We start from the raw sequence: 12401 nt of genomic DNA on the forward strand, positions 1-12401 counted from the left end.
GCTTTTCGGAGGTTTCGATCAGCGATTCTATGCCGCTTACGATGAGGCCTTTCCTTTGGAACCCGAATGGCAAGACCGAGTGGACCTCTGCAATCTCTATCCGCTCTTGGTCCATGTGCTGCTTTTCGGTGGAGGTTATGTGGGACAGGTGCGCGCTATCCTGACTAGATTCACCGCATGAGTCGCAGTCAAGAGCTCGCACGCAGTGCCAAGAGGTGGAGGATCATAGGTGTTCTGGCATTTCTATTGGGTGCTTTCCTGATCTATCAGAAGGTCTACTACGAAATGCATGATTTCTATGCCGAGAATTTCGAACTGTATCAAGAGGAGATGACCTCCATCCATCTAGACCTAACAGATGCCGCGCTATTGGACCAGGCCATGAAGGAGATGCAAACTGACTGTTTCTGGCAGGCGGCCACTCTTCTAGAAGAACTCAAGAAACACAACGCCTCTGCCACTCAGATCGCTGAATGGTATAAGATACTTTGTATGGTAGGTCTGAACAAGAAAGATGAGGCCATTCAACTTTTGGAGTATTATACCGAGCAAGATGATTTCGATTTCAATCGAGAGAAGGCCTTAGAATTGCTGAGGGTATACTGATTCAGACGATCAAGACTCCTTTCTTCTTCACGAAAGGTATCTCGATGAAATTCTCCTCGCTGATGGCTTCTGGGACGAAGATGTATTTCTTGTCGTACATCTTCCCTCCATCATAGAAACTCACCCAATACTCATTGAATAGCCCGAAGACTTCTTCTATGATCCGCTCGATCTTCTGGTGGCTTTTAGCTGGGACCTCATCCAAGAAATGCCTGAGCATAGAGGTCTCTCGCTTCTCCCCTTTAATCTCTCCATAGCCTTTCGAAGAGACCAATACCCCTTCTATCTCATGGTCTTTCATATTGATGAGATAGCTGTTCCAGACCAGCTCCCCCTCTTCATTCTCCTCCTTGATGATGGCCACACCCACCTCCGTCACTTCTGGCCGCTCGATATCCGCTTTCATGGGCTCAGGCTTTCTTCAAGTTCCAGGGAATCAGCGGGCAGGGGCTCCCTCTTGTATTCTTCTGGGATAGGCGGAAGGATCTTCAAAGCGATATCCAGAAACTCATAGACATCCTTAGGGGCATGGTCTATACGCTCATCCGAACGTTCATGACCCAGTCGCACAAGTATGGCCTCCCGCTCCGGGATGACGATGACATACTGCCCTTTGAGCCCCCGCATACATTGCACATCTATACCCTTGTGGCTGTTGAGCCACCATTGATAACCATAATGATCGACCGGCTCACCTGTAGCATCGGGTACCATACACGGAGTCAGACTCTCCTCGACCCACTGTGGGCTGATAAGCTGTTCTCCCTTCCAATTGCCATCGCATAGAAAGAGTTGCCCGAAGCGAGCAAAGTCGGTAGCGTTGGAATAGAAACAGCAGAATGCCCTTTCTCTTCCCGTGCTGGGGTCATAGGTCCACAGGGCATCCTGTTCGGCCCCGAGCGGTCCCCAGAGTCTTTCTTGGGCATGTTCCGTACAGGTCTTGCCAGTCACTTCCTGTACGATATAGGAGAGCAACAAGGTGCATCCACCCAAATACTCCCATCGCGTACCGGGCTCATAGACCTGGGGGTAGGACAATGTCTTCTGGTACATCTCATCTCCATAATTGGCCTTGGCCATGAAGCCGAAAGGGTCTCCATAGTGCTCATCGAATCCGATACCGGCCGTCATTTGAAGTAGGTGCTTGATGGTCACATCCTCCTTGTCGGTGCCTTTTAGATCGGTGAGATAATCAGAGGCTTTATCCTCGACACTCCGTATCAGCCCATCTTCAATGGCTTCCCCTATCAACATGCTCGTGATGCTCTTGGCCATGGAAAATGAATTGGACCACATGGTATCCGAGCCATCTTCCCAGTAATTCTCATAGAGGATCTTTCCCTTATGGATGACCAAGAAGGAAGTAGTCCGATAGGCGGCCAGAAGGGTCGAGTCTTCCAGACTGAGTCGATGGGAATTAAAGTCTTCATGATACTCCCATGGCTGTGGGTCGGTGGCCTGCACGGTCCGATTCTCGAAGAATTTATGATTATCCGTATCCGGTCCCGACCGGCCGATCAGATACGTGCTGCGCAGAGCGGTAAGCACATGCTCATTATCGGTGATATAGAGACCCAGGATTCCGACTCCTAGGAGGATGAAGATGAAAAGGATGAACTTGATAAGTCGAGGCATCTCAATCTTTGATGATCGAGGCCAATCTACGATTGTTCAGTGGATCTACGATGAAGTACAGGCCTGACTTTACCTCAGGCGACCATTCAAAAAGTCCATGCTCTATCTGCACGCTTACCTTGTCGCAGGTCTTTCCAGAACCATCGACCAAGATGAGTTCTGTCAGTCCGTGCCCTTCGGGAAGATTCAGTGTGAAGCTGTTCTGAAAAGGATTAGGGGAAGGGAGCAATGCCTCATCAATGTAGTCGTCCAGACCGCTAGGTGCTTGGTCCAAGAATATCAGCACATCGGCCAGCTCATCGATACCGGTGATCTCCATCATACCGTCATTGTCCCGGTCGTGGAAGAGGGCACAGCTGCCTGCAATCTCCGCATCATAGGTGATCAGGTTGTCGAATTCTCCTGTGCCTAGGTTCTCGTAGAAGGAATAATCGCCTCCGCTGTAATTGCTGGAGATCACATCCAGGTCCCCATCTCCGTCCAGGTCACCGAAGTCGATGGCCAGAGGAAAGCTGCCCGTACTCATATAGTCACCTTCTGACAGGCCTCCCAGTCCATCCCCTAGATGGATACTCATGGTATTGTCTCCTGAGTTGGCAGAACCGATATCTATGTGTCCATCCCCGTTGACATCCCCCATACCGATCATCCAAGGACCGTCCCCGCAATCCACCGGGAATATCTCTTCGAAGGTGCCGTCCCCCAAATTCTCCAGTACAAGGAGTTCATCGCTCACATAGCCCCCGATCACCAGGTCGGTCAATCCATCCTCATTCATATCGGCTGCGAGGATGGCGGTTTCTCCTTGGGCAGATGTCTGTACGGCCTGCCCCTCGGTCAGGTTGCCATCCGCGTCATTGAAGTAGAGGTGGATCTCGTTACCCACTCTGCTGGCAGAGGCGGCGTCCATATCCCCGTCCCCATCGATATCCAATACACATACACCTCGCACGCCTTGACTCGCTTGATAGGTGGTCTCAGGCCCGAATCCCCCGGAGCCATCTCCCATGACCACGCTCATCACATCCCCTTGGGTATTGCCGATGACCAGATCGATCTCTCCATCCATGTTCAAGTCGGTGCCTTCATTGGATGAGGGCTTATTCGCTCCAGGTAAGGACTGGATGATGAAGTCTGAAAAAGTGCCTTGATCACTCATGAAGATGCGGATGTCATTGCTTACCTCGTTCACCACGACCAAGTCTCCCCATCCATCGTGGTCCAGATCGCCTGCATAGGCCCCATAACTCTGGATGAATGTCTCCGATTCCAAGCGCACTTCTAGATGCCCGGTGTCCACGAGGTCAATTGGCCCGGGAAGGGTGCGGATCCAGAATCCATAGGCAAAACCTTGTCCCATTTCTGTCCCATCCAATGAGGACACGGTAGATGCCAGATTGACCATGACATACTCCCCGGCAAAGAAGGGTTCGAAGGCATTTATGGTCAGCGTATTGCCGAATCCATCGACTGTGATATCGATGTCTGCCGGTCCTGACCAACGGCCGAATACCGATACATCACCCACCCCTACCACGGAATTGATATCGACCGATTCATCGAAAGTGATGGAAATGACCGCATCAGGTGTCGCATCGATGATATTGCGCGCAGGGCTGACCTCCACGACCTCGAAGGCCGATAAAGAGATCGCGAAAAGTAAGAGTGTGGTGGTCAATAGATGTCGCATTGCATAAAGGTCGGATTTAGCGAGGGATGGGCAAATACATTTCGCCATAGGTTGACAATCCTACCTGATTGAATCAAAATGACAATCTGAATAGCAATCAAAATTCTCTAGGTATGTCGAACAATGGCCAGGCGGGATTATTCGTTCTGGAATTTTGCCTATTTATGGCCCCTCCTTTGAGTTTAACTCTTGCATGTTTAGAATAGCTTTCATCCTATCATACATTGTCTTACCCCTGCTGATGAGCAGTCAGTATGATTGGCGACTGGAAAAGGACAAGAGCGGAATACAAGTCTATTCTTCTAAAGTGCCCGATTCAGAATTCAGGGCCACTAAGGTGGAATGCACACTGGACGGGAGCTATGAGAAGCTCATTTCGGTCATTTCAGATGTCAGTGGGATGACTGATTGGGTGTATAAATCAAGTTCGTGTGAGATAGTGGAGACCTATGCTACGCTCGACTTCCTCTACACTGTAGTGACCGAGATGCCATGGCCGATGGACGATCGTGAATCCGTCATTCACTTGCAATTCCAAACCGAAAACTTACCCGATTCGATGACGATCATCGGAACCGAAGCTGAAGAGCCCATTCCTGAAAAACCCGATCTGATCCGGGTCTCCAATTACCAGGCGACTTGGAAGGTGACCATGCCCGAGGAGGATAAGATCCACATAGAATATATTCTGAAGTTGGATCCTGGAGGTGGAATCCCTCCCTGGATGGCAAATATCATGGTGGAGAAAGGACCCTACGAGACCTTCAAGGGTCTTTCAGAAAAGCTCAAGGAGCTGGATTGATCAAGCCGTCATTCTCTTGCATTGGATTGCTTTTTGCCCTTGAGTGGGCAGGCAGCTATAGGCTTTGTCCTACACTTTGTACCCCAACTCCTCCCTCAATATGCTCAAGGCCTTGCTCATGCGCTTCTCAACTGCCTTGACTGAGATTCCCAGCATCTCTGCAATCTCCGCGTATTTCTTATCCTCAAGTCGATTCATGAGGAAGACCTCTCTGGCGCCTTCCGGGATAGAGGCCAACACATCTTCCAGCTTTTGTTTGAACTCCTTCTCTTCGAGTAAGAATTCAGGTGATTCTTGAGAATGCATCCTCACCGTACGATTGGCAAAGTTGAAGCGCACTTGTAAATGCTTCAGGTGATTGATGGCCAGATTGTTCCCAATGGTGAACACAAAGGTCTTGACCGTTCCCATTCGGATCTCATCCCGTTTTTCCCAGAGTTTGATGAAGGCATCTTGAGCGATATCCTCCGCTTGTTGAGCGTCCCCGAGCTTATAGTAGAGGAAGTTCCTGAGGTTGTCGAAATGCTCATCGAAGACCTGTCGATACTGCTCCAGATCCATGCCCCTACCCGAGCTGGGACCAAAGGCGAAGATGATGGATAGGAGTCTCATAGAGCAGCCCAAATCTAAGCCTATCCGCGACTCGCATGACCGAGCGATCTTTAGTACCTTCGGGCTCCTTTTTAGAAAAGCCAATTCATGGCAGAACGCTATCCAGAATATCGAGGATTGGATCTCCCTCAGGTCGCTCAGGAAATGTTGGCCACCTGGAAGAAGGAGAACACCTTTGAGAAGAGTATCTCCACCCGGGAGGGAAGGCCATCCTATGTCTTCTACGAGGGGCCTCCATCGGCCAACGGGAAACCGGGAATCCATCATGTGATGGCCCGGAGTATCAAGGACATATTCTGCCGCTTCCATACCCTGAAGAACAAGCAGGTCAAACGCAAGGCCGGATGGGATACCCACGGCCTACCTATCGAGCTGGGTGTGGAAAAGGAGCTGGGAATCACCAAAGAGGATATCGGTAAGAGTATATCCGTGGAGGACTATAACAAAGCCTGTCGTGAAGCGGTCATGCGCTACACCGACATGTGGGCCGATGTCACCGAGAAGATGGGCTATTGGGTGGATATGGATGACCCCTATGTCACCTACGAGAACAAGTACATCGAGACGGTATGGTGGCTGCTCCGCAGACTCTATGACAAGGGCTTGCTCTACAAGGGCTACACGATACAGCCCTATTCCCCCAAGGCGGGTACCGGTCTCAGCTCTCATGAACTCAATCAGCCGGGCACCTACAAGGACGTGAAGGATACTTCCGCTATCGCGAAGTTCCGGGTCTCGGGTTCTGGGTTGCCTGTCGATTCCGACTTGCCGCAGTACTTTTTGGCTTGGACGACCACTCCGTGGACACTTCCATCGAATACCGCGCTGGCCGTGGGCAAGAAGATCGATTATCTAGTCTTCCGCACGAAGGACAGATACTCCAAGAACCCTTATATCGGGGTGATAGCGAAAGACCGATTCAGCTATTACTTCAAGCACGCCCAGCCAGAAATAGGAACGTACACGGTCGAGGAAAAGCCTGATGCTGAGGTAGAGGTGTTGAGAGAGATCAAAGGCTCCGAACTCGAGGGAATGCGCTACGAGCAATTGTTGGACTACGCTCTTCCCTATGAGAATGCGGAGAATGCGTTCCAAGTGATCACTGGAGATTTCGTCACCACCGAGGACGGTACAGGTATCGTACACATCGCTCCCACCTTCGGCTCCGATGATGCCCAGGTGGCCAAGGAGGCCGGAGTTCCGCCCATGCTGGTCTTGGATGAGAATGATAATCCCGTGCCTCTCGTGGACCTACAAGGACGATTCCGTCCAGAGATGAAGGAGCTGGCAGGCAAGTATGTCAAGAATGAATACTATGCCGAGGGCGAGGCGCCAGAGAAAAGCGTGGATGTAGAGATCGCCATTCGACTCAAAGAAGAGGATAAGGCCTTCCTCGTAGAGAAATACGAGCACAGCTATCCGCATTGCTGGAGAACAGACAAACCGGTGCTCTACTATCCGCTGGACTCCTGGTTCATCAAGAGCACGGCCATGAAAGACCGGCTCATCGAGCTGAACAAGACCATCAATTGGAAACCCAAGTCCACGGGTGAAGGCCGTTTCGGCAACTGGTTGGAAAACCTGAATGACTGGAACCTGTCCCGCTCACGATTCTGGGGCATACCTATCCCCATCTGGCGCACTGAGGATGGAAGCGAGGCCAAATGCATCGGGTCGGTAGAAGAGCTGAAATCCGAGATAGAGAAATCCATAGCAGCTGGTCTGATGAGCGATAGCCCTTTGGCCGATTTCGAGGTGGGCGATATGTCCAAACTCAATTACGAATCCTTCGATCTGCATAAGAACTATGTGGATGAGATCATCCTCGTCTCAGATAGTGGCCAACCCATGAAGCGTGAGAGCGACCTCATCGATGTATGGTTCGACTCGGGCTCCATGCCGTATGCGCAATTGCACTATCCCTTCGAGAATAAGGAGTTGATCGATGAGGGAACTTATTTCCCGGCCGACTTCATCGCAGAAGGAGTGGATCAGACGCGGGGCTGGTTCTTCACCCTGCATGCTATAGCCACCATGTGTTTCGACTCGGTAGCCTACAAGAATGTGGTCTCCAACGGGCTCGTACTCGATAAGAATGGACAGAAGATGTCCAAGAGACTCGGTAATGCGGTGAACCCTTTTGAGACGCTGGAGAAATATGGGGCGGATGCTACGCGCTGGTACATGATCAGCAATGCGCAGCCTTGGGACAACCTGCGTTTCGATGCGGATGGTATCACCGAAGTTCAGCGCAAGTTCTTCGGCACCCTCTACAATACCTACTCTTTCTTCGCTCTGTATGCCAATATCGATGGGTTCAGCTATTCAGAGCCCGACACTCCCATTGCCGAGCGGAGAGAACTCGACCAGTGGATCCTCTCCAAACTGAACTCCTTGATCAAAGAGGTGGAAGGACACTATGCGGATTATGAGCCCACCAGAGCAGCTAGAGCCATTCAGAACTTCACCTTGGATGACCTGAGCAACTGGTATGTGCGTCTGAGCCGAAGGATCTTCTGGAAAGGAGAGTACGGACCGGAGAAGATAGCCGCTTACCAGACCCTGTATCGCTGTTTGGAGGTAGTCGCCATTCTCAGCAGCCCCATCGCTCCATTCTTTTCGGATAAGCTCTATCGCGACCTGAGTCATGTGACTGGCAGAAGCGTTCATGGTTCTGTACATCTCGACTTCTTCCCCGAGGTGGACGCATCATCAATAGATGTCGATCTGGAAAAGAGAATGGACCTGGCACAACGCATTTCCTCATTGGTCCTCAGCCTGCGCAAGAAGGAGAAGATCAAAGTGCGTCAGCCTTTACAGCGTATCATGATCCCTGTACTGGATGATCGTATGGGCCAGCGTATAGAAGCGGTCAGCCAATTGATACGCTCAGAGGTCAATGTGAAAGAGATCGAGCTATTGGGCACCGACAACGATACCATCGTCAAGCAGGCCAAGGCCAACTTCAAGCTGCTCGGAAAGCGTTTCGGAAAGCAGATGAAAACGGTGGCAGCCGCTATTAAGGACATGACTGCCGAGCAGATCTCCACTCTGGAGAGCGAGGAGAAAGTGGAATTGATGGTAGACGGAGAAGCCCATACCTTGGACCGTCAGGAGATAGAACTGACTTCACAAGACATCCCGGGATGGTCCGTTGCAAGTGACAAAGAACTGACTGTTGCACTGGATATCCACCTAAGCCAAGCGCTCTTAGAGGAGGGAATGGCCCGAGAATTGGTGAACAAGGTGCAGAATTTTAGAAAAGAAATGGATTTCGAGGTGACCGACCGCATTGCTGTAGAGGTACAGAGCCATCAGGCTGTAGATCCTGCCATCATTGCGAACAAAAACTATATTTGCGCGGAAATCCTCGCGGAATCACTAGAAATAGTTGATAATCTGAGCGTTGGGAGTCCACTGGAGCTAAGCTTGACGGACGACATCTCCACAAGATTGACCATCGTCAGATCCAATTAAAGAACAAGAACATGGCTAAAAAGAAAACCGATGATTTCGTCCGTTACTCGGACAAGGACCTCAAAATGTTCGAGGGATTGATCAATGAGAAGTTGGAGGCCGCCCGCGAGGATCTGGAATTGCTCAAGGGTACACTGACCCATACGGATGATAACAGTACGGACGACACTTCTCCTACATTCAAGATGATGGAGGATGGTTCAGAGACCTTGTCCCGAGAGGAGACAGCCCAATTGGCCATGCGTCAAGAGAAGTTCATCCGCCACCTGGAAGAGGCCTTGATCCGTATCAAGAACAAGACCTACGGTGTATGTCGCGTAACTGGCAAGCTTATCCGCAAAGAACGGCTGATGCTCGTTCCACATGCTACCTTGAGCATTGAGGCGAAGAACGCCCAAGGTTGAATCACCCGTCTTGAGAAGAGCCCTCATCACCATCTTTACTGTGCTTACGATCGACCAGGTCTCCAAGATCTGGGTCAAGCTTCATATGTACCAGAATGAGCGTTTCGCTGTGCTGGGTGATTGGTTCTACATCCATTTCTTAGAGAATCGCGGCATGGCCTTCGGTTTCGAATTCGGAGGGGAATGGGGCAAGATCGCCTTGAGTTCTTTCCGTGTACTCGCGGTCATCGTCATTGCCCGTTATATCTATCGATTCATTCAGAAGGGCTATCACCCGGGCTTCATCGTGGCCTCTTCCATGGTATTGGCCGGAGCTATTGGCAATATCATCGATTCGGCCGTCTATGGCCTGATCTTCAGTGAGAGCCCGCCCAATATTCCCATCACAGCTGACTTCTTACCGCCTGATGGTGGTTATGCCGCATTCATGATGGGTAATGTCGTGGATATGCTCCACTTTCCCCTCTTCAGCTTCCATTGGCCCGATTGGGTACCCAAAGTTGGTGGGACCGAATTCGAATTCTTCCGTCCCGTGTTCAATATCGCGGACTCGGCCATTACAGTGGGGCTGGCCTGTATCTTCATTTTCCAGAAGCGATTCTTCCCTGAAGAAGGACTGAAGGCCGTTCTCGATGAGAATGATGAAGAAGAGCGACCCTAATTTGCAAGCCATGCATCAACAACAGGACGATACGGAGAACATCACCTACCTCTCCGATACAGAGCGCATCTTCTCGGAAGAAGGCCAGAAATTCCAAGGTGAGAAGTACCTACCCAAGATAGAGCGGGTACGTCAATACCTGCGCCCCGATGCTCAGCGCTCTTTGGATGTAGGTATTGGCTATGGTCTGTTCATGATATTCACCGAGAGGGAACTCGGTCTCACATCCCATGGACTGGACCCCTTTCCGAAGTCTATCGAGATCGCCCGTCAATACACTTCAGCAGAGATCAAGGAGGGTGCCATTGAAGATTCCGACTGGCAATACCCAGAAGGTCATTTCGATTTCATCTCCTGCTTGGACGTCACGGAACATCTGGAAGAGCCGGCCGCATTCTATAGAAACGTACAGAAATACCTGGCTCCTGGAGGTCTGGTCCTCATGACCACGCCCAATCGATCCTTTGCCTATGAGATGCGTTCATGGCCCTTGATCGGCATTCCCGACAAGAACACCACGCACATCAATGTACAAGCTCCCAGCTATTGGGACCGCCTGGCCAAGGAGCATGGCTTTGAGATAGTGGACTCCTGGAGAGGGGAGCACCTCACCCATGTGCGTGTATTACCTGGGCTGATGCAGAGATTCTGCAATGTTCTAGGTCTGGATCCGAAGACCACTCCGGTAGTCAATCGCTTCCAACAGGCGTATAATCAGATTCTGAGAGTCAAGTGATCACCACTTCCTCACTATCCCGAAGTTCAGACTGGTAAAATCCGCTTGCCCGAGGTTGGCCTGTAAGGAGATTGATGCATATGGATTCCATTGCCATTCCTTCTCTGTATGCTTTAAGTAGTAATTAAGCGCCAATCGCGATGCGATATACCGTTTGACGGTATAGTACCAGTTCATTTCTCCATAGTGGTATTCTCCCTCTTCAAAATGCCCTTCATTTAACATCCAGTCCAACTTATATGCTGGTTTGAACAGATTGATACCTATATCCATCTCGGCTCCTACGTGTCCCATGAGCAATTCCAACTCGACATCCAGTCCACAACTGCTCGCATTCCAATACGGCCGTTCGATCAGGTCGGGATAGGCCTCCAGTACTACATCTTCGCTCTGAAGCAAGTTCTTGTAATGCCTATAGTGTCGCAAATACAGTCCAAAACCGATTCTCAGGGTATGTCTATATACTCTGCTAAAGGATATATCCAGATCAAGCACCGGCTGTGGGTCATTGTAGTCGAGGGAAAGGCTATTCATACCCAGGCCTAATCTCACACTTAACCAATTATGCACCAGCTGTGCGCCTTCTTGCGTATGAGAGAGGTACCCAATGCTTCGTGATGACTCGATCCCCATCGAGAGCACGAAGGAATTGTATCCTTGATTTGGCAATCGGATATGCCCATTGGAATGGTGGATATATCCAAGACCAAGCTTCCATCGAAATCCAAGTTCTGAATGGAAGTTCCGCTGGATCATTGCTCGAAAAGTCCAATTCACGTCAGTTGAGGTGGCAAGGTTCAATGGATTCTTCTGTTGATGATGTTTTCTGTCGATGTAGGACATCCCTAAGGCTATACGTGCACTCCAAGCAGGTGTCGCCCTTCTACCCACTCCTCGTTCCAGATAAGGCATAAGAGAATACGCATGTCCGACATTATCCCTATTGCCAAGGTCAGTCCAATTGGCCGACCACCCAGTACAAATTTGGCCTAGTACATTGACCCAGTGAAGGGAAGTGTCTGCCCATGACCTCCCCACACTAACGCTGATACCCTTCTGGGGCGATAGCTCGGGAAATCCATGATTCGGTGTATTCATTCCCCCTAGGTGTGCTTGCAGTCCGAGATGATGCGAAGAGAATCTGCTTGTCTGCTCTTGGCCTAAACTGTGGCTGGTCAACACGCCTAGGATGAATAATGATATTGTCCAACTAAAGCGAAGCAATGGTCAGTTGGGTTGGTGCAACGTGAAGATGGAAGAAATCCTGCAGAATCCAATCTCCCTTGTTCAGGTCTTTACAGAGTAATACCCTTTCCGCTCCACCTCCCTCCATACCGCAGCGCGCATCATGAATCGGCAGGGACGCTGCTCTGCGATCGCATTCCGGATACCTGTACTTGACAGGTCCATCTGGGGAGCATCGGTCAGGGTGATGCGACCTCCTAATCGCTCGATATAGCCCTCCTCGAGCGCATAGCCAGGTCTGGGATACACGGCCAATTCATGCTCGGTGATCAGGACTTTGTACTCCTTCCAGCCTTCAATGCCTATCAGATTGTCACTGCCCATTATCAGAAAGAACTCCTCCTCTGGATGCTTTGCCGTCATCTCACGCATGGTGTCGATGGTGTATGATGGTCTAGGAAGGTCGAATTCGAAGGTACAGGGCTTGATTCGTGAATGCCCGTCCAAGGCCCGCTTGACCAGCCTCAGTCTCTTGGATTCATCCAGTAGGTCATCCTGTTGTTTGAATGGGTTCTGTGGGGATATCACCAGCC

At 50.6% G+C, this 12401-nt stretch carries 13 protein-coding genes; 7 read left to right on the plus strand and 6 right to left on the minus strand.

From position 1 onward, the window contains the following. Both HKN79_07385 and HKN79_07390 read left to right on the plus strand, forming a co-directional pair. Positions 1–181: hypothetical protein (locus HKN79_07385; GenBank protein NNC83383.1), on the plus strand; the 181-nt coding region annotated here is incomplete at its 5' end. Next, positions 178–606 (plus strand): hypothetical protein, encoded by a 429-nt coding sequence (locus HKN79_07390; protein ID NNC83384.1) that lies wholly within the window; start codon positions 178–180, stop codon positions 604–606. The genes HKN79_07385 and HKN79_07390, both read left to right, overlap by 4 nt. 1 nt (position 607) lies before the next feature. Here HKN79_07390 and HKN79_07395 read toward each other — a convergent pair whose 3' ends face one another. The 3 genes from HKN79_07395 to HKN79_07405 are packed head-to-tail and all read right to left on the minus strand — an operon-like array spanning position 608 to position 3931. Further along, on the minus strand, positions 608–1012 hold the full coding sequence (locus HKN79_07395) for a hypothetical protein (GenBank protein ID NNC83385.1): 405 nt from the start codon (positions 1010–1012) through the stop codon (positions 608–610). Further along, positions 1009–2241, minus strand: coding sequence for a serine hydrolase (locus tag HKN79_07400; GenBank protein ID NNC83386.1), 1233 nt, complete (start codon positions 2239–2241; stop codon positions 1009–1011). The genes HKN79_07395 and HKN79_07400 overlap by 4 nt, the downstream gene beginning before the upstream one ends. Position 2242: 1 nt before the next feature. Then, on the minus strand, positions 2243–3931 hold the full coding sequence (locus tag HKN79_07405; GenBank protein NNC83387.1) for a hypothetical protein: 1689 nt from the start codon (positions 3929–3931) through the stop codon (positions 2243–2245). Positions 3932–4124: 193 nt separating this feature from the next. Between HKN79_07405 and HKN79_07410 the strand changes: the two genes are divergently transcribed. Further along, a complete protein-coding gene (locus HKN79_07410) occupies positions 4125–4733 on the plus strand; it encodes a hypothetical protein (protein ID NNC83388.1) in 609 nt (202 codons plus the stop codon). A 69-nt stretch (positions 4734–4802) separates the two neighbouring features. Here the strand turns inward: HKN79_07410 and HKN79_07415 are convergent, their stop codons facing one another. Then, on the minus strand, positions 4803–5294 hold the full coding sequence (locus HKN79_07415) for an RNA polymerase sigma-70 factor (GenBank protein NNC83389.1): 492 nt from the start codon (positions 5292–5294) through the stop codon (positions 4803–4805). A gap of 138 nt (positions 5295–5432) precedes the next feature. Between HKN79_07415 and HKN79_07420 the strand changes: the two genes are divergently transcribed. The 4 genes from HKN79_07420 to HKN79_07435 are packed head-to-tail and all read left to right on the plus strand — an operon-like array spanning position 5433 to position 10623. Continuing rightward, positions 5433–8822 carry an isoleucine--tRNA ligase gene (locus HKN79_07420; protein ID NNC83390.1) on the plus strand — a complete coding sequence of 1130 codons (3390 nt, stop codon included), beginning with the start codon at positions 5433–5435 and terminating at the stop codon, positions 8820–8822. An 11-nt stretch (positions 8823–8833) separates the two neighbouring features. Then, a complete protein-coding gene (locus HKN79_07425) occupies positions 8834–9226 on the plus strand; it encodes a TraR/DksA family transcriptional regulator (GenBank protein NNC83391.1) in 393 nt (130 codons plus the stop codon). Next, positions 9201–9887 carry a lipoprotein signal peptidase gene (locus HKN79_07430; protein NNC83392.1) on the plus strand — a complete coding sequence of 229 codons (687 nt, stop codon included), beginning with the start codon at positions 9201–9203 and terminating at the stop codon, positions 9885–9887. The genes HKN79_07425 and HKN79_07430 overlap by 26 nt, the downstream gene beginning before the upstream one ends. Before the next feature lie 10 nt (positions 9888–9897). Beyond that, complete coding sequence (locus HKN79_07435) at positions 9898–10623, plus strand: class I SAM-dependent methyltransferase (GenBank protein ID NNC83393.1); 726 nt, start codon at positions 9898–9900, stop codon at positions 10621–10623. Here HKN79_07435 and HKN79_07440 read toward each other — a convergent pair whose 3' ends face one another. Both HKN79_07440 and HKN79_07445 read right to left on the minus strand, forming a co-directional pair. Next, positions 10624–11721 carry a hypothetical protein gene (locus HKN79_07440; GenBank protein NNC83394.1) on the minus strand — a complete coding sequence of 366 codons (1098 nt, stop codon included), beginning with the start codon at positions 11719–11721 and terminating at the stop codon, positions 10624–10626. It abuts the gene before it with no gap. Between the two features lie 189 nt (positions 11722–11910). Beyond that, on the minus strand, positions 11911–12401 hold a 491-nt coding region (locus HKN79_07445; protein ID NNC83395.1), incomplete at its 5' end, for a nicotinate-nicotinamide nucleotide adenylyltransferase.

The sequence above is a fragment of the Flavobacteriales bacterium genome, from assembly GCA_013001705.1.
In the GTDB taxonomy this organism is placed as follows: Bacteria; Bacteroidota; Bacteroidia; order Flavobacteriales_D; family JABDKJ01; genus JABDLZ01.